Source organism: Nonomuraea sp. B10E15 (genome assembly GCF_039871615.1).
Classification (GTDB): domain Bacteria; phylum Actinomycetota; class Actinomycetes; order Streptosporangiales; family Streptosporangiaceae; genus Nonomuraea.
The window spans coordinates 122,726-142,902 of sequence record NZ_JBDPMB010000005.1 but is presented as its reverse complement, the minus strand read 5'-3'; the positions used below and the strand labels follow the sequence as shown (position 1 = coordinate 142,902).

General features: G+C 72.8%; 17 protein-coding genes. 9 read left to right on the top strand and 8 right to left on the bottom strand.

The features are described 5' to 3' along the window. The 3 genes from ABGB14_RS18490 to ABGB14_RS18480 all read right to left on the bottom strand — a co-directional run bounded on the left by ABGB14_RS18490 (position 1) and on the right by ABGB14_RS18480 (position 4,173). Complete coding sequence (locus ABGB14_RS18490; protein ID WP_347644909.1) at positions 1–1,341, bottom strand: serine hydrolase domain-containing protein; 1,341 nt, start codon at positions 1,339–1,341, stop codon at positions 1–3. After that, positions 1,305–3,173 (bottom strand): S9 family peptidase, encoded by a 1,869-nt coding sequence (locus ABGB14_RS18485; protein WP_347644908.1) that lies wholly within the window; start codon positions 3,171–3,173, stop codon positions 1,305–1,307. The genes ABGB14_RS18490 and ABGB14_RS18485 overlap by 37 nt, the downstream gene beginning before the upstream one ends. A gap of 454 nt (positions 3,174–3,627) precedes the next feature. Further along, entirely contained in the window at positions 3,628–4,173 is a 546-nt protein-coding gene (locus tag ABGB14_RS18480) for a hypothetical protein (RefSeq protein ID WP_347644907.1), read from the bottom strand. Positions 4,174–4,253: 80 nt separating this feature from the next. Between ABGB14_RS18480 and ABGB14_RS18475 the strand changes: the two genes are divergently transcribed. Together ABGB14_RS18475 and tuf are read left to right on the top strand one after the other, a co-directional pair. Further along, positions 4,254–4,445 carry a DUF397 domain-containing protein gene (locus ABGB14_RS18475; RefSeq protein WP_347644906.1) on the top strand — a complete coding sequence of 64 codons (192 nt, stop codon included), beginning with the start codon at positions 4,254–4,256 and terminating at the stop codon, positions 4,443–4,445. A gap of 333 nt (positions 4,446–4,778) precedes the next feature. Continuing rightward, positions 4,779–5,945 (top strand): elongation factor Tu, encoded by a 1,167-nt coding sequence (tuf, locus tag ABGB14_RS18470; protein ID WP_347644905.1) that lies wholly within the window; start codon positions 4,779–4,781, stop codon positions 5,943–5,945. Positions 5,946–6,192: 247 nt separating this feature from the next. Here the strand turns inward: tuf and ABGB14_RS18465 are convergent, their stop codons facing one another. Next, entirely contained in the window at positions 6,193–8,961 is a 2,769-nt protein-coding gene (locus ABGB14_RS18465) for a glycoside hydrolase family 2 TIM barrel-domain containing protein (protein ID WP_347644904.1), read from the bottom strand. Positions 8,962–9,025: 64 nt separating this feature from the next. After that, the gene (locus ABGB14_RS18460) at positions 9,026–10,180 is read right to left on the bottom strand and encodes an amidohydrolase family protein (protein WP_347644903.1); all 1,155 of its coding nucleotides are present in this window, start codon (positions 10,178–10,180) and stop codon (positions 9,026–9,028) included. Positions 10,181–10,385: 205 nt separating this feature from the next. Here ABGB14_RS18460 and ABGB14_RS18455 point away from each other — a divergent pair, with 205 nt between their 5' ends. The 7 genes from ABGB14_RS18455 (at position 10,386) to ABGB14_RS18425 (ending at position 16,603) form a co-directional block, all read left to right on the top strand. Beyond that, positions 10,386–10,760, top strand: coding sequence for a YbaB/EbfC family nucleoid-associated protein (locus ABGB14_RS18455; RefSeq protein ID WP_347644902.1), 375 nt, complete (start codon positions 10,386–10,388; stop codon positions 10,758–10,760). Continuing rightward, positions 10,757–11,662, top strand: coding sequence for a hypothetical protein (locus ABGB14_RS18450; protein ID WP_347644901.1), 906 nt, complete (start codon positions 10,757–10,759; stop codon positions 11,660–11,662). The genes ABGB14_RS18455 and ABGB14_RS18450 overlap by 4 nt, the downstream gene beginning before the upstream one ends. Positions 11,663–11,672: 10 nt before the next feature. Further along, positions 11,673–12,032, top strand: a complete 360-nt coding sequence (locus ABGB14_RS18445; protein ID WP_347644900.1) for a hypothetical protein — start codon at positions 11,673–11,675, stop codon at positions 12,030–12,032. Positions 12,033–12,179: 147 nt separating this feature from the next. After that, positions 12,180–13,184 carry an NAD(P)-dependent oxidoreductase gene (locus ABGB14_RS18440; RefSeq protein WP_347644899.1) on the top strand — a complete coding sequence of 335 codons (1,005 nt, stop codon included), beginning with the start codon at positions 12,180–12,182 and terminating at the stop codon, positions 13,182–13,184. Then, on the top strand, positions 13,171–13,860 hold the full coding sequence (locus ABGB14_RS18435) for a PIG-L family deacetylase (protein ID WP_347644898.1): 690 nt from the start codon (positions 13,171–13,173) through the stop codon (positions 13,858–13,860). Before ABGB14_RS18440 ends, ABGB14_RS18435 begins: the two co-directional genes overlap by 14 nt. Further along, positions 13,857–14,801 (top strand): methionyl-tRNA formyltransferase, encoded by a 945-nt coding sequence (locus ABGB14_RS18430; protein ID WP_347644897.1) that lies wholly within the window; start codon positions 13,857–13,859, stop codon positions 14,799–14,801. Before ABGB14_RS18435 ends, ABGB14_RS18430 begins: the two co-directional genes overlap by 4 nt. Continuing rightward, the gene (locus ABGB14_RS18425; RefSeq protein WP_347644896.1) at positions 14,786–16,603 is read left to right on the top strand and encodes an NAD-dependent epimerase/dehydratase family protein; all 1,818 of its coding nucleotides are present in this window, start codon (positions 14,786–14,788) and stop codon (positions 16,601–16,603) included. The genes ABGB14_RS18430 and ABGB14_RS18425 overlap by 16 nt, the downstream gene beginning before the upstream one ends. A 70-nt stretch (positions 16,604–16,673) precedes the next feature. Here ABGB14_RS18425 and ABGB14_RS18420 read toward each other — a convergent pair whose 3' ends face one another. From ABGB14_RS18420 to ABGB14_RS18410, 3 genes are read right to left on the bottom strand one after another with little or no spacing between them, the layout of a single operon-like run. Then, on the bottom strand, positions 16,674–18,623 hold the full coding sequence (locus ABGB14_RS18420; protein WP_347644895.1) for a N,N-dimethylformamidase beta subunit family domain-containing protein: 1,950 nt from the start codon (positions 18,621–18,623) through the stop codon (positions 16,674–16,676). Continuing rightward, complete coding sequence (locus tag ABGB14_RS18415; RefSeq protein ID WP_347644894.1) at positions 18,620–19,912, bottom strand: condensation domain-containing protein; 1,293 nt, start codon at positions 19,910–19,912, stop codon at positions 18,620–18,622. The genes ABGB14_RS18420 and ABGB14_RS18415 overlap by 4 nt, the downstream gene beginning before the upstream one ends. Positions 19,913–19,922: 10 nt before the next feature. Further along, entirely contained in the window at positions 19,923–20,156 is a 234-nt protein-coding gene (locus tag ABGB14_RS18410) for an acyl carrier protein (protein WP_347619463.1), read from the bottom strand. Positions 20,157–20,177 lie beyond the last annotated feature (21 nt).

Genomic DNA, 20,177 nt, shown 5'->3' with positions numbered 1-20,177 from the left:
TCAGCCGGTCTTCGGGGTGGCGCGGGCGCCCATGTGCACGTACGGGGAGCCGTCGGGCAGCTCGTAGAACACGACGGACGTCCAGTCGGGCGAGCCGGCCATCCGGCAGACGAACGTGACGTCGTCCACGGGCACCAGCTCGCACTCCTCCGGCTCCTTCTGCAGGGCGGCCAGCGCTCCCGTGGCCTCGTACCGCAGCCAGGGCCTTCCGCCGCGCGACGACACCGTGATGCGGGCGCCCACCCGCTCGTAGACGCCGGTGTGGCGGGAGGCGTCCCCGCCCACGTCCACGTCCGCGTCCTGCTCGGGCGGCTCCGGCTGCCGGGGCACGGTGAGGCCGTCGAGCTCGGCGAACAGCTCCGCGGCCACGGCGCGGGCGAAGGGGCCCGAGTGGCCGCCGTTGGCGGTGACGCACGCGATGGTGCCGGTGCCGGGCACGGCCCAGAGCATGGCGTGCTGGCCGATGGTGTTGCCGCCGTGGGAGATGACGCGTTGCCCGTCCCACTCGTCCAGGATCCAGCCGATGCCCCATTGCTTGCCGAGGGTGTGCGGGTTGGGGATGTCGATCTGCGGCTCCCACATGGCCCGCGGGTCGTCGAGCAGCCCGCCCTCCCCGGCCGTGCGCAGGTGGGCCTGGGCGAAGGCGACCACGTCGGCGGGGCGGGCGCAGATCAGCCCGGCCGGACCGGCCGAGCGCATGAGCCCCCACGCCGGAGCCGGCGCCCCGCCGTCCACGTGGCCCATCGCGGCGCGGAAGCGCAGCACGTCCTCGGGCAGGGTCCAGGTGTGGGTGAGGCCGAGCGGCTCGACGATCTCCTTCCTGAGCGCGTCGTCCCAGCGGTCGCCGGTCAGCCGCTCCACGACGCGGCCCGCGATGACGAACCCGGAGTTGCAGTAGGACTGGGTGACGCCGAGCGGGTGGTTCTGGGCCAGGTCGGCGCACGCCTCGACGTACTTCTCGACGCAGTCGTCACCGCGGCCGGTGTCGAGGAACAGGTCGCCGTCGATGCCGCTGGTGTGGGAGAGCAGGTGCCTGATGGTGACGGTCTTGGTGACTTCGGCGTCGGCGACCTTGAACTCCGGCAGCACCTCCGCCACCGCCGTGTCCAGCGTCAGGCGGCCCCGCTCGATCAGCCGCATGAGCAGGGTGGCGGTCCACACCTTGGTGACCGAGCCGATCTGGTAGAGCGCGTCCGGGGTCGCCTCGACGCCGGTGGCGGTGTTGAGCGTGCCCGCGGCGAACTCGTGCAGCTCTCCCTCGTGCAGGTACGCCAGCGCCGCGCCGGGCACCTCGTACTGGGCGATCAGCTCGGGGAGCCGCTGACCCATTGCTCCAGCCACGTGATGATCCTTTCGTTGTAGTCGTACCGGTGTGAGGGCCGGCCGTTCAGGATGAACAGGTGGCTGGCGCCGGGATAGCGCACCAGCCGCACGGGCACGCGCCGCTCGCGCAGCGCGGCGAACCACTGCTCCGACTGGCCGACCGGGCAGCGGTCGTCGCTCTCGCCGTGCAGGAGGAGCGTGGGCGTGCCGACCTCGGACACGTACGTGATCGGCGACTGGGCGGCGAGGTCACCGGCCCATTCGTGCACCTTCATCACGTGGCCGAGGTCCGAGGTGCCGGCCAGGCTGGTCAGGTCGCTCACGCACCCGCCCGGGATCGCGGCCTTGAAGCGGCCGCTGTGGCTCGTCAGCCAGCACGTCATGTAGCCGCCGTAGCTGTAGCCGGTGACGGCCAGCCGGTCAGGGTCGGCGACGTTCTCCTCGATCAGAGCGTCGACGGCGGCGAGGAAGTCCTGGGCGTCGGCCAGCCCCCACGCGCCGACGGCGGCGGTGTAGAAGTCCTCGCCGTAACCGTCGCTGGCGCGCGGGTTGAGCGCGAGCACCGTCCAGCCCCTGGCCGCGAGGGCCTGGTGGTAGAGGTGGAAGCCGTCGAGCACGGGGGCCCAGGCGTTGTGCGGGCCGCCGTGCACGTCGAGCAGCAGCGGGCCGGGGGTGGCGGCGTTCTCGTCCCGGAGCACGAAACCCTCGACGAGGGTGCCGTCGGGGGCGGTGAACGTGCGGCGGGCCGGCGTGAACAGGTCGACGCCGTCGAGCGCGTGGTCGGTGAGCCGCTCCGGGGTCTCCCCCGGCCGGCCGAGGTAGACGTCGCCGGCGCTGTGCGGGGTCGCGGCCACGTACGCGATCCGGCCGGCCGCCACGCTCGCCCCCGACACGCTCGCCTCCTCGGGCACCAGCCGCTCGCCTGTGGCGCGGTAGAGGTGGGAGCTGCCGCGGTCGCGCACGCAGAACATCAGGTCGTCACCGTCATCGGTGAGCGGCGCGGGGGCCGCGCCGGGGTAGCCGGGGGCGCCGGTCATGACGTTGCGGTCCAGCCCCGTCTCCACCTCCTCGGGCACACCGCCAGGGGTGAGCGTGAAGAGCCGTACGTGCCCGACCGGGCCGCCCTTCACGCCGGTGACGACCAGCCGCTCGCCCGGCCACCACACGCCGGTGCAGACGAGCTCGGGACCGGTCAGCCGCTGCGGCTTCTCGCCGGGCGCCACGGTGTGGACGGCTCCGCCCGCCTCCAGGTCGCGGTCGGCCTCCATGTCCGCGACGAACGCCAGCCGCGTCCCGTCGGGACTCCACGACGGCTCCCCCGCGAAGAAGTCGCCCTCGGTCACCTGGGTCGTCTCCCCGCTTGCCACGTCCACCACGAACAGGTGCGCGCTCATCCCGCGCAGCAGCCCCGTGCCGTCCGCCTTGTACTCCAGCCGGTCGGTCACCACGGGCGCGCCCGGATCGGGGGCCTGCCCGCCGGGCCCCACCGGGGCGCTGAACGCGATGCGGGTGCCGTCCGGCGACCATCGCGGCGCCCCCGCTCCCAGAGCCGCCGTGGTGAGCGCGGCCGGCTCGCCGCCGTCCATGGGCAGCAGGTGGATCTGCGGCCTGCCGTCCACGGGCCGCAGGAACGCCAGCGTCCGCCCGTCCGGCGACCACCGGGCCGCGCTCCCGCCGGCCAGCCTGCGCGGCGCGGCGCCGGGGGCGGCGAGCCAGATCTCCGTGCGGTTCTCGTCGGCGTCCTGGTCGACGGTGGTCAGCGTGTACGCGACCGCGCCGCCGTCGGGACGCAGGGAGGGATCGGAGGGAACGGCGAAGCGGTAGAGATCATCCAGGGTGAGTCGCGCCATATCCGAACCGTAGAGCAGCACCATCGCCCCTTCTTCGGACTATCCGACGAACGGCGGAGGTTCCGTTGTGCCCGGGCCCAACCAGCAGAGAGGTGGCCACATCCCTCCACCAAGGCAACGACGACATGCTCGTGCCGCGGCCTCATCATGCCTCCATGGAAATGGCCGACGCATCCGGCCCGGCCGACGGCGCGTCCTCCACTGACTCCGACGCCCTGCGGATCAGGTCGGAGCGCAACCGTTGGGACTTGCACACCCTCGACGGCCAGTTGCCGGAACGGTGGCCGAACCACCCGCACGTGGAGGCGGTCCACGAGGTGCTGGCTGAGTGGCCGGGGAAGAAAAGCGGCACAGGACGGACCCCTGTCCCGGTGGTCAGGTTGGTGCGGCGTACGTTCGCCGGCCGGACGGCCACCGGTCGGTGCTCACCCGCCAACGGAATCATTCACACCACTCAGCCGGCTGAAGAATCGAATGGAACGCCGATGTGTGCGGATCTTGCCCATTCGTCGTCAATCGCAGCACGGCACAGTGCTTCGGCGGTGATCAATGTGGCGAGACCCCAGCTGTTGGCCCACGTTTCCCGGCCGGCCGGGGTCGCGGTGATCCATCGCTCGACACTGGCGAGATCGGGAACTGGATCCCAGTCCCGATCCATCGCGTCGAACTCGACGACGAGGCCGGTTTCCGTGCGGTAAGAGACTAACGGTGGGACGTCGTCGATCCATTGAATACTCAGACAAGGACCGTACTGCGCCAGGGCGGGAAGAGCTGCGCGGGTGGTGGGATCAACGCTGTAGTCCATGATGACGGCGCCGTTGCCGAGGCGCCCGATGAGCATGCGGAGGCCCCAATCACCGAAGTATGCCCGCTGAGCGCTCTCGGGCGAGATGCCATAGGCCGCCAGAACATCATCGATCTTGGTGGCGGAACACCAAGTCAAGACGACGACGTCCGAAGTGTGCTGACTAAACCACTCCAGATAAGCAGAATCGATCATAGATGTACCTCTTGGTTGACAGCACTCCGCCGGCGACCACGCCTTGAAAAAACCGTACGAAGTAGGACGATATACACCATTTGATCATTTGCGCGCACAGCACTATCGGCAAGCGATTCCAGCGCGCTGATCGAGCAAGTGCACGCGATCTCCCTGGCATTGTGCCCGAGCGCGACAGTAAGGACCCGGATGGCCCCGTGCTGGTGTTCAACCACCGGGAGTGGAAGGCGTTCCTTGACGGCGTGAACAAGAACGAGTTCGGCCTGCCCTGAGCCTGAGCATGGCCCCGGAGTCAGTCCGGACCTGAACACCTGTGACGCTTTCCCCTGTCCCGTGCCGTCCAGGAGCGGCCGCTGCGCGCCCACGACAGCCGGACACGGCGCACGGGAATAATGTGTTGCGTTGCCGTGCTGATCCACGCACTATGTTCCGCATGTTCCCGCGCGCTCACCTGACGACGCCCGCCCTGCCGGCGGGCGCGTTCGAGCGTGCCTGCGACGGCCTGGAGCGCTGACCTCTTCCCGTTCGTCCTGAAGTGACCCGGCGGGGGGAGGTCGACCGGCCCTGACGGGTCACGAAGCTCGGGAGTCTCAAGAGAGGGAATCATGGCCAAGCAGGCCTATGTGCGCAACAAGCCGCACCTCAACATCGGCACGATGGGCCACGTCGACCACGGCAAGACCACGCTGACCGCGGCGATCACCAAGGTGCTCGCCGCGCGGGGGCAGGCGACGTTCACGCCGTTCGAGCGGATCGACAGGACCCCGGAGGAGGCCTCCAGGGGGATCACGATCAACATCTCGCACGTCGAGTACGAGACCGCCACCAGGCACTACGCGCACGTGGACATGCCGGGGCACGCCGACTACGTGAAGAACATGATCACGGGGGCGGCGCAGCTCGACGGCGCGATCCTCGTCGTGTCCGCGCACGACGGGATCATGCCGCAGACCAGGGAGCACGTGCTGCTCGCCAGGCGGGTCGGCGTCGAGCACCTGGTGGTGGCCGTCAACAAGGCCGACGGCGCCGACCCGGAGCTGCTCGACCTGGTGGAGCTGGAGCTGCAGGACCTGCTCACCGGGCAGGGCTACGACGGCGTCCCGATGGTGCGGGTGTCCGGGCTGCGGGCGCTGGAGGGCGACCCGGTCTGGACGGCTTCGGTCGACGCGCTGCTCACGGCGGTGGACGAGCACATCCCCGTGCCGGTGCGCTACGTCGACGCGCCGTTCCTCATGCCGGTGGAGAACGTGCTGACGGTCACCGGCCGCGGCACGGTCGTCACCGGAGCCATCGAGCGTGGCGCGGTGCGCGTCGGCGACGCGGTGGACGCCGTCGGGTTCGGCGAGGGGTTCGGCGCCGTCGTCACGGGCGTGGAGACGTTCGGCAAGACGATGGAGCGGGGCGAGGCCGGCGACAACGCCGCCGTGCTGCTGCGCGGCGTGCGCCGCGAGCAGGTGCGGCGGGGGATGGTGCTGGCCGCGCCGGGCACCCAGCGGGCCCGCTCGTCGTTCACCGCCCGCGTCTACCTCCTGACCGCGGAGGAGGGCGGGCGGCGCAGGCCGGTCGTGTCCGGGTACCGGCCGCAGTTCTACGTGCGCACGACCGACGTGCCCGGCGAGCTGGCGCTGCCCGAGCCGGCGCAGCCGGGCGACACGGTGGAGGTGGCGGTGGAGCTGGGCAAGGCGGTGGCGCTGGAGCCCGGGCTCGGCTTCGCGATCCGCGAGGGCGGGCTGACGGTCGGCGCGGGCACGATCCTCACCGTGCCCGACTGACGATCCCGCTCCGGACCGGTCAGCCTGGTCAGGCTCGGCCGGTCCGGACGGTCTCGCGGGTGCGCGGCGACGGCGGCCCGGCCTGCCGTCGTCGGGTCCGGGTGCGAGGACCGGGTCCGGGTGCCAGGGCCGGGTGCGGGTGCGGGTGCGGGTGCCAGGGCCGGGTGCGGGTGCGGGTGCCAGGGCCGGGTGCGGGTGCGGGTGCCAGGGCCGGGTCCCGCGGCGCGCGGGGCCCGGCCCGCCGGGGTCAGGTCCGGTCGAAGCGGATCCGGAGCGTCGACCGGCGGGCCCGCAGCTCGTACGCGGGCAGCACCCCGGGGCCGCAGGTGGCGGTGCCGACGCCCTGGTGCGCGAGGTCCAGGTGGAGGTGCACGCGGTCGTCCGCCACCAGGTCGGGCCGGTGGCGGGCGCGGGTCAGCGCGTCGTTGCTCCACGGGCGCGCCGTCATCCCGAACACGGGATCCCCCGTGACCCTGAACCCGCCGAGGTCGGCCCACCGCACCTCGGCGCGGTGGCCGTTCTCCTGCGGCTGGACGTACGGCGTCTGGAGCTCGTCGATCGTGGCCGACCAGCGGCCCACGCGGGCGGCCAGCCCGGTGTCCGGGTACGCCTCGCCGGGCCCCATCCCGAACCACGTGACCCGGTCGAAGGTGCGGGGCAGCGACATGGTGACGCCGAGCCGCGGGATCGGGTCGCTCCAGTCGCCGGTGGGCTCGATGTCGAGGAGCAGCCGGAGCCCGCCGTCGAACGTCCACCGGTACGTCGCCCGGATCCCGTGGTCGGTGGCCGCGGGCGCGACCCGGGTGCGGACGGTCAGCTCGTCGCCCTGTTCGACCGCGTCGACCCGGTGCGTGAGCCGGTGCAGGCCGAGCCCGCGCCAGGCGCCTTCGAGCCCGCCGTACCTGTCGTTGTCGGTGGGCGGCCGCCACAGGTCGAGCCGCGGGCCTTCGACGTCGATCCCGAAGAGCCGGACGAGCCGGCCCGACGCGGCGTCGAACGCGCAGTCGCCGGCGGTGATCTCCGAGCCGCCGCGCACGAGCGCCGCGGCCGGCCGTTCGAAGCGGGCGGGGTGCCGGACGAGCAGCGCCTGCCCCCACGCGACCTCGTGGCCGGCCCGCGCCCACGGCTCGTCGCGGGCGAGCACGGCGCGCACGGTCAGCCACCGTTCGCCGTCGGGGCCGCTCGCGCCGGGCACCTTGCACTCGCCGCCGCCGGCGGGCACGTCGAGCCGGTGCTCGGCGACGGTCTCGCCCTCCACCTCCACCGAGGCGACGAACTCCAGGTGGGACAGGTCCCGGAAGCCGTGTCCGTTGACGATGCGCACGACCCCGTCGCCGAACTCGAACCGGACCGGCTCGAACACCTTCTTCAGGTCGAGCAGCCCGGGGGACGGCGTGCGGTCGGGGAACACGAGCCCGTCGATCACGAAGTTGGAGTCGTGCACGGGCTCGCCGTAGTCGCCGCCGTAGGCGTACTCGTGGTCGGGGTGCTCGAGCCCGTGGTCGATCCACTCCCAGACGAACCCGCCGGCCAGCCGCGGGTAACGCTCGAACAACTCCTGGTACTCGGCCAGCCCGCCGGGCCCGTTGCCCATGGCGTGGGCGTACTCGCACTGCAGGAACGGCATCGCCCGCCGCCGCGCGTCCTGGCCGGGGTCGTCGAGCGCCTCCTCCTCGTAACGGCCGATGGCCTCGACCTCGGCGTGGGAGGCGTACATCCGCGAGTAGACGTCGGTGTGCGCGCAGGAACGGTCACCCTCGTAGTGCAGCGGGCGGGACGGGTCGCGCTCGCGGGTCCATGCGGACATGACGGCCAGATTCCTGCCGACGCCCGCCTCGTTGCCGAGCGACCACATGATGACGCTGGGGTGGTTCTTGTCGCGTTCGACCATGCGGCGCATGCGGTCGAGCAGCGCGTCGGCGTAGCGGGGGTCGTCGGTGGGGTTGCCGTACCAGCCGACCTGGCCGAATCCGTGGGTCTCGAGGTCGCACTCGTCGATCACCCACAGGCCCAGCTCGTCGCACAGGTCGAGGAAGGCGGGGTGCGGCGGGTAGTGGCTGGTCCTGACGGCGTTGACGTTGTGCCGCTTCATCAGCAGCACGTCCTCGCGCATCGTCTCGTAGGTGACCGCGCGGCCGTGCCGGGGGTGGAACTCGTGCCGGTTGACGCCCTTGAGCAGCAGCGGGCGCCCGTTGGCGAGGAGCACGCCGTCCGCGATGGAGATCGTCCGGAAGCCGACGCGCAGGTGCACGGCCTCGCCCGGACAGGCCAGCACGGCGTCGTACAGGCGGGGGGTCTCGGCCGTCCACGGCTCCGCCTCGACCGTGATCTCGGCGCCCGGCTCCAGCCCGGCGACGCCGAGCTCGGGGACGCTCAGGGTGCCCTCGCCGTCGAAGCGGAGCGTGCCGCGCCCGTCGGCGTAGGACGCGTGCACGAAGACGTCGGCGGTGGAGCGGGTGAGCGTGACGTCGCGGAAGATGCCCGGCAGCCACCACATGTCCTGGTCTTCCAGGTAGCTCGCGGCCGACCACTGGTGCACGCGCACGGCGAGCACGTTGCGTCCCGGCTGCAGCCACGGGCCGGCGTCGAACTCGGCCGGCACTCTGCTTCCGGTCCAGAAGCCCAGCTCGTGGCCGTTGAGCCAGACCCTGGCGAAGGATTCGGCGCCGTCGAACCGCAGGCGGCCGCCCGTCCACCCCTCGGGCAGGTCGAACGCGCGGCGGTAGTCGCCCGTGGGGTTCTCCCCTGGCACATGGGGCGGGTCGACGGGGAACGGGTAGGAGACGTTGGTGTAGGCGGGGGCGCCGTGGCCGTGCAGCGGCCAGTGACTGGGGACGGGCAGGTCGTGCCAGCCGGCGTCGTCGTAGTCGGGCCGGGCGAAGTCGTCGGGGACGCCGGCCACGGGCGAGAGGCGGAAGCGCCACGTGCCGTTGAGGTCGATGGCGGGGGCGTCGGAACGGAGGGCCGCGCGGGGTTCGAGCAGGCCGGAACCGGGGCGGAAGCTTTCGAGGTCCATCGCCGCCGAGCCTAGGGCTTCGCCGCGGTTTCGTCATGGTCGCGTTGTCTGTCCGGTGCTCCGTTCACGTGCCGGGGCCCAGGTCGTAGACGCGGCGGGCGTTCTCGACGCCGATCATCGAGGCCACCCGCGCCGCCTGGGCGGCCGACCACTCCCCCTCGGCCACGAACCCGCCGAGCACGCGCGCCATCGCCCGCCGCCACAACAGGGCTCCGAGAAGGTGCAGTTCGGCCGGGCCCCAGGCGTCGGAGGAGAAGAGCACCTTCGAGAACGGCGCCACCTCGAGGCTCTCGGCCACCAGCGCGGTGCTCCGCGCCCCCGTGTGGGGGACCCCGAGGCCCACGTCGAAGAAGACGTTCGGGTACGCCTCCGCCAGCAGCCCCGCGTGCCGGTGGTAGGGGTAGCAGTGCAGCAGCACCAGCGGCACCCCGGTGGGCTCGGCCCGCTCGATGAGGCCGCGCAGCAGCAGCGGGTCGGAGCGGCGCAGGTCGATGTCGGGGTCGCCGTAGCCGATGTGGAACTGCAGGGGCAGCCCCTGGTCGAGCCCGGCCCAGATCAGGTGCCGCAGCAACACGGGATCGTCCAGCCGCCCGCCTCCCCCGGCCAGCCAGCGCCCGGCGGCCTCGGCGACCTCCGCCGCCGGGGGCGGCTCGGGGTCGAAGTCGAGGCCGTGCCGGTAGGCGACGATGGTCTTGAGCCCGCGCGCCGTGCGGGCGCGCTCCCACAGGGCCTCCGCGAACCGGCCGGCGAACGCGCCCGCCTCGCATCCGGCGGCGGCGACCTGCTCGGCCACGGTCTCCAGCCGCACCACCTCGTCGGCGGGCGAGCCGCTGGCCTCGGCCATGCCGGCCGGCCCGAGGAGCTCGTCGCCGCGGTAGCCGGTCTCGACGAGGAAGTGCCCGGCGCCGCAGGCCGTCAGCAGCAGCCGGTTGACCTCGCCGGTGCCGAGCCTGGCCCGCCTGGCCAGGTATTCCTCCGGCGCGCAGTGCGGGGCGAGGCCGAGCACGGGCGCGCAGTGGCGCAGGATCGCGTAACCGAGCTGGGAGTCGAAGCGGGTCATCCACTCGGGCACCGGCCGGTCGGACTCGCCGATCATCTCCTCGAACGCCCTGCGCGGCAGGTCGCGGGTGGTGGCGCCGTGCACGTGGTGGTCGACCAGCGGCAGCTCGTCGATGACCCGCGCGAGGCCGCTGGGCACGAGGTCGAGCTCCATGGACATCGGCGATGTCTCCCAAGGTCAGCGTAGGCGACCAGGATAGGCGAAGCACCGCGCCCGCCGGGGTTCACGCGCCGCCGCCCGGCGGACGGCCCACGCAAAAGGTCCGGGACGTCCATATATGTCCGGCTTTGTTTGTGGATAAGGTAGAAGATCTTCAATGACAGCAGCGACGTGCCAGGGCAGGGTTGTGAGCCAGGAGACGGGGATGACACCACCGGCGGAGCCTCTCGACGCAGCAGGAGATCAGGAGCTCGGAAGGCTGCTCAAGGGCTACCACGAGGACGTGGCGGCGCTGGAGCGGCTGAACGAGCAGGTCACCGCGGTCAAGGGCCGCGGCGAGGCGGCGCAGGGACGCGTGGTCGCCGAGACCTCACAGACCGGCGGGCTCACCGGGCTCACCATCGACCCGCGTGCCATGCGCCTCGGCTCGGAGGCGCTTGCCGAAGCCATCCTGGAGGCGGCGGGCGAGGCGGCGCGCGACGCCGGGCAGGCGGCGGCCGACCTGGTGACTCCGTTCCTCGCCGGAACGCCGCTGGACGACGGCATGCAGGACGACCCCCGCGGGGGTCGCAGGCGTTGAAGTTCAACTTCGGCCGCGCGGGCATCCTCGGTTTCGGGACCCTCGGACTGGCCGGCTTCGTCTTCCAGATGCTCGCCGTCGACTATCCGAAAGGGGATCCCGCCAAGGCCCGCCAGGCCGCCGGCGTCTGGAGACGGCTCGCCGACCGCATCGAGCAGAGCCCGCGCCACACGTTCCCCGCGGCCGAGGCCGTCTGGCGGCGCAACGGCGGCGACGGGGTGGACGCCTACAAGCGCGCCGTCGCCGCCGATCTGTATCCCGCGGACGAGGGCGCGGGGTACGCCGCCAGGCTCGGCCGCCGCTGCCGGCAGAACGCCGCGGCCTGCGAGGAGTTCGCCGACCTGGTCGACGCGGCGCGGCGCACGTACGAGACGCTCGCCATGGCCAACTTCGCCAGCTTCGTCTACATCGCCACCTTTCCCTGGCAGGCGGGAGCGGCGTACCAGGTCACCCAGTTCCTCATGCGCCGGGCGCAGGCGGGCATGCTGGCGAAGCTGCTGGAGCACAGCATCGCCAGGATCGTGCTGAGCAAGCTGACGGAGTACTCCCTCGGCAGCGCCATCTTCGCGGTCGGCGACGTGTCGGTGATGGCGGGGGTCAAGGCGCTGCGGGGCGAGGACGTCGGGTCGTTCGAGGAGAACGCGACGCGCGCGATGAAGGAGTTCGCCGCGTCGGTCGCCTTCTACGGCGTGTTCGACGCCGCGGCGCCCCTCGTGAAGAGGGTGAGCGCCAACCCTGACGTGCAGTACTACCTGAGCCGGCTGGCCGGCGGATCGATCGGCTACGGCCCCACGTACGACGTCCTGAGCGGGGAGACGGGCGCCGAGCTCGTCCCCACCTTGAAGGAGACCATCGGCAGGACGCTGGTGTATTTCGCCATGGCTCACAAACCCGCGCAATGAAGGGACCCACATGGAGATCGACCGACCGGGGATCGAATCGTCGGCGGAGGCGTTCGAGATCGAGGCCGGCGAGTTAGCCGCGTTCGTCACGCTGATGGGGGAGGAACTCGACGCCATCGGCGACTTCTGGGGCGACGGCAAGGAGGGCGTGACCTTCTTCAAGGGCCAGGGCGGCGGCATGGGGTACGAAGCGGTCACCGGCCAGGTCATGGAGGGCATCGACGTGTTCCACTCCGCGCACCAGGAGATCGCCACCCGGCTGCGGGCGATGTCCGGCAGCGTCGCGGTGGCCGACTGGGAGAGCGTGCTGGCCATCCTCGAGACCCTTCCTCCGCCCGACCCCGGCACGCCGGTCTGGGGCACGATCTAGCCGCGTGGACGTGCCGATACCCGGGCCCGGTGAAAAGTTGTGGCCATGGGTGACAAGAAGGGCGAAAACTGTTTTAATCCCGCCTAGATGACAAAGGGGCTACATAGCCCCGTGTGACCGTTTTCCTCGAGCGGGAAAGGCGGGTCCGTGCGAGCACCAGGTGGCGAAGTCGTCATCACCGGCGGTCTCGGTTTCATCGGCTCTCATCTCGTGGACGCCTACCTCGCGGCCGGCCACCGCGTACGGATCATCGACTCGAACGCCGGCGCGGTCATCGACGGCGAGGACTACGACGCCGACCCCCGATGCGCCGTCATCAGGGAGCGCGTCGAGGACTACCTGGCCGCGGGCGGCGACTTCGCGGGCGTGGACCGGGTCATCCACGCCGCCTCCTACGTGGGCCCGGCCAGCATCCTGTCACGGGCGGGACGGCTCGGCCACGACATCATCGGGAGCACCGCGCCGGTCATCGAAGCGTGCATGAACGCGGGGACGCCGCTGTGCGTGTTCAGCTCCGCCGAGGTGTACGGCCGCAGCGGCGTCCTGGACGAGAAGGACGACATCGTCGTCCCGACGCAGTACAACACCCGCATCGAGTACGCGGTCGCCAAGACCCTCGCCGAGGCGATGGTCTGCAACAGCCGCAGGCACGGGTTGCGCGGGATCGTCATCCGGCCGTTCAACGTGGCCGGGACGCGGCAGTCGCGGGCCGGCGGGTTCGTGATGCCGACGTTCGTGCAGCAGGCGCTGGCCGGGCGGCCCATCACCGTCTTCGCGGGCGGTGACCAGATCAGGGCGTTCATCGCGGCGGGCGACCTGACGGGCTTCCTCACCGGCTACATGGACCTGGCGCTGCAGGGCGACGAGGTCATCATCAACGTCGGCAACCCCGCCAACGCCGTCACCATCATGGACCTGGCGCAACGCGTCAAGAGCCTGCTCGCCAGCCCCTCCCCCATCGTCAGGGTGGACGGCAGGAGCGTGCACGGCCCCCACTACGCGGAGGCCGAGTCGTTCCACAAGATCCCCGCGCTCAGGGCGGCCACCGACCTGGGCTGGCGGCCCCGGATCCCGCTCGACGAGCTGATCCTGAGCACCGCCGACTACTACCGTGCCAGAGAGGACCGAAGGGCAGTGAATGCGCCGCTTTGACCGCGTCTTGGTGATCTCCCCCCACGCCGACGACGAGGTTCTGGGCTGCGGCGGCCTGATGGCGGCGCAGGCCGACGCCGGAGCCGAGGTGCACGTCCTGTACCTGGCCGTGGACGGCATGCGCCACTACGGGCTCGACGGGGCCACCACCTACCGCCAGCGCCTGGACGAGATCGAGAACGTGCGCGACGTGCTCGGCTTCACGTACGAGATCGCGTACGGGGACCGCGGGCTGACCGAACGGCTCGACACGCTGCCGCGCAGGGAACTGGTCGACCTGTTCGAGCAGGCACTCAACGAGCGGCGGCCCGACCTGCTGCTGCTGCCCAGCTTCGCCGACTACGACCAGGACCACTGCGCGGTGTTCCACGCCGCCTTCGCCGCGGCCCGGCCGATCGCGCCGCAGTTCGGCAAGTGGCTGGTGCCCAACGTGTTCATGTACGAGATGTCGAAGATCCAGTGGGCCTCGGAGCCGATCCCGCGCTCGACGGCGTACTGCGACATCGGCCCCCACCTGCGGCGCAAGCTCGACGCGTTGCGCGGCTACAAGAGCCAGCACCGGCCCTCGCCGCACATCAGGAGCGAGGAGTCGGTGACGGCGCTGGCCACGCTGCGCGGGGCGGAGATCGGCGTCGCCCACGCCGAGGCGTTCGGGGTGCTGAGGGAGGTCCTGTGAAGACGTTCGCGTTCGCCACCGGCATGGAGTTCGCCGCCCCGGCCGTGGACGTGCTGGTCGCGCAGGGCACGCCGCCGTCGCTGCTGATCGGCTACCCGCCGCGGCTCAGCCACCGCTCCGGATACGCGCCGCTGCGCGAGGCGTCGGACAAGCACGGCATCCCGCTGCTGGAGACGGACGACATCAACGACGGGCAGGCCTACGAGCGGGTCAAGGACATGGACCTGTTCGTCATCGCCGGATGGTCGCAGCTCGTCCGCGAGCCGCTGCTGTCGGCCTGCCCGAGGGGGTCGATCGGCCTGCACCCCACCCGGCTGCCCGAGGGGCGGGGACGGGCCGCGCTGCCCTGGACGATCATCAAGCGGCTCACCACGAGCGCGGTCAGCCTCTTCTTCCTGGACGAGGGCGCCGACACCGGTGACCTGATCGCGCAGCGGGAGTTCACCGTCAGCCGGCGCGACGACGTCACCGCGGTGTACCGCAAGGTCACCGAGATCAACATCGACCTGCTGGCGACGTACATCCCGCTGCTGCTGGACGGGCGGGTGGTGGCGCGGCCGCAGGAGCCCGGCGGGTCGTGGTGGGAGAAACGGCGGCCGGACGACGGGGTGATCGACTGGTCGCGGCCCGCCTCCGACCTCTACGACTGGGTGCGCGCGCTGGCCGCCCCCTATCCGGGCGCGTTCACGTCCGTGGCGGGGCGGCGGCTGTACGTGCACAGCGCCGACCTCATCGAGCACGGCGGGCCGGGAGCGGGGGCGGAGCACCCGGGCACGGTGCTCGCGCCCGTCTGGTCGACCGGCACCGGCGGGATGCTGGTGGCGTGCGGGTCGGGGCTGCTGGTGGTACGCGAGGTCCAGTGGGAGGGCGGCGACCGGCGCGACGCCCTCGGCCTGCTGGAGTCGGACGAGCTCGCGGTCGGCGCATGCCTGGGCACCTGAAGCCGTCCACGGTGCGGCTGACCGGTGCGGTGATGGCGCATCCCCGGCGCAGGGAGGCGGCCGCCCGGCTGGCCGGGGACGTCCTGGACGTCGTGACCGACCCCGATCCCGCGGGCACGCCCTCGGCGTTCCGCACCTCCCTGCTGGCCTGGTCGAGCATCCCCGAGCACGCCACCCACCACGTGCTGCTGCACGACGACATGGCCCTGTCCGGCCGGTTCTTCGAGCGCGCCGAGCGCGCCGCGCGCGCCATGCCGGGCGCCGCGCTGGCCCTGTTCGCGTTCTGGAACTCGCGCAACGGCGCCGCCGTGCGGATGGGCGCGCTGGCCGGGGCACGCTGGGTGCGCGGGGCGGGCGAGTACACACCGGTGGCCGCGCTGCTGCTGCCCAGGCACGTCGCCGCGGGATACGTGGAATGGGCCGGGGACCGGGGCGGGACCTGGCCGGACGACGTGCTCATGGGCCGCTACCTGCGCCAGGCCGGCGTGCCGGTGTACGTGGCGGTGCCGAGCCTGGCCGAGCACGAGGACCTGGCCAGCCTGGTGGAGAACGACTTCCAGGGGGTGCGCCGCTCCCCGTGCTTCTTCGCCGACGACCCGCCGGCCGGCGCGGGCGAGGAGCGGGTGCTCGACCGGCTGCCGGTGATCCCGTTCTTCAAGCGCGGCGTGGCCCAGTGCGCGGTACGCGTGCCGGAGACCGGCCGGTGGCGGGACCTGCGCTGCGACGACTACCTGGCGGGCCTCGGGATCGACGCGGGCCCGCTGCGGAACCAGGCAGGTGCCGGGCCGCACTTCCCGCTGTGGCTGGCGGCGTACACGATGGGGGTCGTCCACCGCGGGCCGCGCGGGGACGCGCGGGTCGTGGACGAGGCGCTGGCCACCATGGGCCCCGGCGGGCTCTGCCACGAGCTCGGGGCGCGCGAGCTCGCCCGGCTGTGGCCGGAGATGCATGACGTCGCCCGGGCGGGCCTCGAAGCGGGGCTTTCCCGCGCGCCGGCCGCGCGCGGGCCCCGGCCGCTCCCGGCCACCGCCCGCACACCGCCCGCCGCCCTGGAGCGCGTCGGGGTGGCCGTGAGCGGCGCGGCGACGTTCGTGCGGCAGCACGTGGCGGACGCGCTGGCCGACCGGGGCTTCCGCCTGTCCGGGGGCGGCGGGGGCGATGCCGGCGTCGTGGTGCACGTCTGCGCGCTCGGCTGGGACGCGGACGCGGACCCCGAGGAGGAGGTACGGCTCGCCCGCGCCGCCTTCGCGGGCGGCCGTGGCGGGGTGCTGCTGAGCTCGTGCCGCGTCTATCCGGCGCGGAAGTGGGTGGACGAGGAGACGCCTGTCGACCCGGCGGCCACACCCCTGGCCCGGGCCCTCAGCGCCGTCGAGTCGGCCGCCCCGGGCTCCGTGGTGCTGCGGCTCGGCGAGCCGTACGGGCCCGGCATGCCCCAGCGAGGGGCCGTGGCGGAGCTGGTGCTGCGCTCGTCGCTCAACCGCCCGGCGCCCGTCGACGGCCCTCCCGTGCAGCTCGTGCACGTCCGGGACGTGGCTCAGGCGGTCCTTGCGGCGCTGGAGAACGGGGTCGCGGGGCGGGTGTACAACGTCGCGGGGCGGCGGCGGTGGCGCATGCGGGAACTGGCCGAGGCGGTGTCCAAGGCGGTGCGGCCGGTCCACATGGAGACGTCGGAGAGTCCCGGCGGGCCGCTGGTCAACGTGGAGCGGGCAGGTGTGGAGCTGGGCTGGCGGGCCGAGGTGACGCTGGACTACGGGCTGCACACCTTCGCGCAGTGGCTGGCGTACGAGAGCGACCGCGCCTGACCCGGCCCCGCAGAGCACCCCCGCCCGGCCGTCACCCGCGGACCACCACCGGCCGCGCGCCCGGTCCCGTTCATGCGATCGGCCGCCAGCGGAGAGCGCCGCCGGGGCCCGTGCCGATGAGGCGGCCGGACGCGGCGGCGAGGACGGTCTGTCCGGCCGCGGGGCCGAGATCCGCCCATGGGGTTTCGTGGCGGCTCACCGATCTGGTGAGGACACGGTCGCCGGCGACGCCGAACAACCTGCCGTTCATCGCGGCCAGGGCTGCCGAACCGACCACTGTGCCGATCTCCGGGCCGATCTCCGGGCCGATCTCCGGGCCGATCGTTGCGCCGGGCGCCGGGCCGATCAGGGTCCAGTCGTGTGCGGGGAGCCGCCGGACGGGGAGGTGCCAGAGCTCGTTCGCGGTGGTGACGGCGAACAACGCTTCGTCGGCGGCGGCGAGTCCGGTGGTGCCCTCAGGTGCCAGGCCGACGTCCTGCCAGGGTGCGGGACCCGGCACGGGGTCTCGGTAGCGGATCGTCGCGTCGGGGGCGACGCCGTAGAGACCGGCGGGCGGGCCGCCGTGCCCCTCCCTCGGAGCGGCCAGGGCGATCGCGTCCGTCTCGTCGATCGTTCGCCACGGAAGGTTCTGGCCGGAGATGTCCCGGTACGCGAGCGTGCCGTCCGCGCAGGCGGCGAAAAGCCGGCCCTCACAACACACCAGCGCCCGGACGCCACCGGCGCGCGGGGCGGGCACGGCGGGGGTGGGGCCGATCGGTTCCCAGGTGGGTCCGGGCGGAGGTTGGGAGAGGCGGTCGAGGACGTTGCGGGTGATCCGGGCCAGCGCCGGGTCGTGCAGGGTGTTGCCCCAGTTGATGGTGCCCGCGTTGAAGACGGTGCCCGCGCCGAGGCGGTGCACGCTCATGGTGGCCGCCCCGGCCCTGCCGTAGCGGCGCCAGCGGGCGAGGTCGGCGGTGGCGAGCACGACGAGCGACGCAGGCGCGCCGTCGCGGCCGGAGGCCCGGGGGACGCCGTCCACCCAGTCGAGGTCGGCGGCGTCCGTCTCGTAACCGATCGCCCCCCGCCCGAACGTGTCGCCGTCGGCCAGCCCGGCGCCCTCGAACACCCAGTGCCCGGCGAAGCGGACGGTGTAGGACTCCTCGGCCATGACGCGCGAGTCGACCCAGCAGCCGGCGCCGTTCCTGAAGGACAGGCCGGTCAGGAGGTTCTCCGGGCGGTTGACGGGCTCGCTGGGCCATTCGACGGTGACGCGGCCAGGGTCGGTGGCGGCCATCGGGTCGGCGACGGCGTCGCGGTAGCAGACCATGGTCCGCAGGTCGTCCTCGAAACGGACCTGCCACCAGCAGGTGTTGCCGGAGAAGATGGCGATGTTGCCGCCGCGGCGGGCGAACTCCTCGGCCGCGTCCCGCATCTCCCACGACCAGTACTCGTCGTGCCCGTTGACGACCAGCAGCCGGTAGCGGCTCAGCAGGTCGAGACCCCCATGCGGGCCGGGGCCCTCGCGAGGGGCGAGGTCAGGGCGGTCGAGGGCAGGACCGGCGGGGGCGCCGTGCAGGTCGAGGGCCGAGCAGTAGTCGACGGTGTAGCCGGCCGGCGCGAGCCAGCGGAGCAGGCCCAGCTCCCACTCCTCCATCTGCGGCCCGGCTCCCGGCCGGTCGAAGGTGACCTTGACGGCGCGGTCGGGCTGCTCCGACTGGTAGAGGCCCTCGCCGGGGACGCCGGGCCGGTTGTACGCCTCCCAGGTGGGGAACGGGATCGACACCAGAATCGGCGAAGCGGCCATAACACTGCGTACGACGAAATATGCCGGAATTTCGTGGTAGACGGCTCGGTAGAGCGAGCTGGGCCAGTCCGCCCCCACCTTCAGCGTCCAGCCCGGCCCGGGCGCGGCGGCGCCCTCCAGGACGGTCCGCCCGGACGGCACGTCCTCCACCCTGATCGGCCCGCCGCCCTCGTCGAGCAGGCGGAAGCGCAGTGCCTCGCCCTGCGCGCACGACGTCGCCGTGGCGTACAGGCTCATGAGCGGGCCTCCCCCACGACCAGCGTCTCCAGGTCGAGCAGGTAGCGCTCGGCCCCCGGCGGCGGCAGCAGCGCGGTGTCGGCGTAGCACGACACCTCCATCCGGCCTGGCTCGCCGCCGACGTGCACGCGGAAGTCGCAGATGTTGCGGTCCATCGCGTCCGTCCTGGCCACCTCCGTCACTCCTGGTACGGGCTCACGCGGCGCGCCGTCCACCTGCACGAGCCGCTGGTCGTTGAAGCAGCCGAACGACCTGATCCCCGGCCCGGCGGCGCCGACCGCCTCCGCCATCGCGCACGGGTCGTACTGGGCCAGCCGGTAGGCGCGCAGCGCGCTCCCCCACGCCTGGCGTACCAGCGCGTCGAACGACTCCGTACGGAGGTCGAGCACCACGAGCGCCTCCTGCGAGATCGTGCCCACCACGTCGCGGCGGCCGGCCGCGAACCGGTTGTTCACGATCACCCGCATCCCGTGGAACCGCTGCCCGGTGAGCCCGCCGGCCAGCCGCATCGCGGCCGCCAGCAGCACGGTCGAGGAGCTGACCCGGTTGCGGGCGGCGACGTCCTGCGCGGCGGCGTCGAGGGCGGTCGAGCGGAGGGTGACCTCCACGAACCGGGGCCGGCCCGGCGGGTGGGACGGCGGCGGGACCGGATCGAGGCGGGCGTGCTCGGCGAGCCAGGCGGCGATGGTCTCGCGCGACAGGCGCAGGCCCCCGGCCGAGCCCTGCCAGGCGGCCAGTTCCCTGGGGGTCGGGCCCTGCGGGGGCGGCAGGGAGTCGCGCAGCAGGAGCAGCCGGAAGTCCTTGACGACGAGGTCGGCCGCGTGGCCGTCGGCGGCGAGGTGGCTGAGGACCAGGACGACCTGGCGTACGTGTGCTCCCTCCGTCACGAACGCCACCCGCAGCGGCCACTCCTGCTCGTACCGGAACGGCACGGCGGCCAGCCGGTCGCACACCTGCTGGGCCGGCTCGTCCCCGGTCACCTCGAAGGCGGGCCGCGCCTCGGGGAAGATCCGCTGCAGCGGCGCGTCGCGCGGTCCGGCGAGCCGGGTGCGCAGGGACTCGTGCCGGGCGACCAGCCGGTCGAGGGCCTGGGCGGCGCGCTCCACGGTGACGGGCCGCTTCCTGGGGGCGTCGAACACGCGGCCGATGCTCAGGTAGTGGTCCTGCGGCTCGGCCGCGCGGACGGCCCGCCAGATGTCCTGCTGGCCCCAGGTGAGCGGCACGGTGAGCGGCACGGTCAACGGCGCGGCGAGGGGCGCGGCGAGGGGCGCGCCGACCGGTTCAGCCATGCCGGGCGGGTCAGCCGTGCAGCCGTACGTAGTCCACCAGCTCGTCGAGGCCGTCCAGGGTGGCGGGTTCGAGCTGCACCCCGAACTCGGCCTCCACCGCGTCGATCAGCCGCAGGTAGGCGAGCGAGGTGACGCCGAGATCGCTCAGCCGGGTCCGCCCGGCCATCACCTCGGCCGGGTCGACGGCGCCGTCCGTGGCCTTGACGATCATGCCGGCGAGCCGCTCGCGGAGCTCTCCATCCATCTGCACCTGGCGAACCCTCCG

What these genes read in the sequence shown, in the direction of transcription:
- ABGB14_RS18485 (WP_347644908.1), bottom strand. Translation starts at nt 3,173, where the DNA reads ATGGCGCGACTCACCCTGGATGATCTCTACCGCTTCGCCGTTCCCTCC.
- ABGB14_RS18480 (WP_347644907.1), bottom strand. Translation starts at nt 4,173, where the DNA reads ATGATCGATTCTGCTTATCTGGAGTGGTTTAGTCAGCACACTTCGGAC.
- tuf (WP_347644905.1), top strand. Translation starts at nt 4,779, where the DNA reads ATGGCCAAGCAGGCCTATGTGCGCAACAAGCCGCACCTCAACATCGGC.
- ABGB14_RS18465 (WP_347644904.1), bottom strand. Translation starts at nt 8,961, where the DNA reads ATGGACCTCGAAAGCTTCCGCCCCGGTTCCGGCCTGCTCGAACCCCGC.
- ABGB14_RS18460 (WP_347644903.1), bottom strand. Translation starts at nt 10,180, where the DNA reads ATGTCCATGGAGCTCGACCTCGTGCCCAGCGGCCTCGCGCGGGTCATC.
- ABGB14_RS18455 (WP_347644902.1), top strand. Translation starts at nt 10,386, where the DNA reads ATGACACCACCGGCGGAGCCTCTCGACGCAGCAGGAGATCAGGAGCTC.
- ABGB14_RS18445 (WP_347644900.1), top strand. Translation starts at nt 11,673, where the DNA reads ATGGAGATCGACCGACCGGGGATCGAATCGTCGGCGGAGGCGTTCGAG.
- ABGB14_RS18435 (WP_347644898.1), top strand. Translation starts at nt 13,171, where the DNA reads ATGCGCCGCTTTGACCGCGTCTTGGTGATCTCCCCCCACGCCGACGAC.
- ABGB14_RS18425 (WP_347644896.1), top strand. Translation starts at nt 14,786, where the DNA reads ATGCCTGGGCACCTGAAGCCGTCCACGGTGCGGCTGACCGGTGCGGTG.
- ABGB14_RS18420 (WP_347644895.1), bottom strand. Translation starts at nt 18,623, where the DNA reads ATGAGCCTGTACGCCACGGCGACGTCGTGCGCGCAGGGCGAGGCACTG.
- ABGB14_RS18415 (WP_347644894.1), bottom strand. Translation starts at nt 19,912, where the DNA reads ATGGCTGAACCGGTCGGCGCGCCCCTCGCCGCGCCCCTCGCCGCGCCG.
- ABGB14_RS18410 (WP_347619463.1), bottom strand. Translation starts at nt 20,156, where the DNA reads ATGGATGGAGAGCTCCGCGAGCGGCTCGCCGGCATGATCGTCAAGGCC.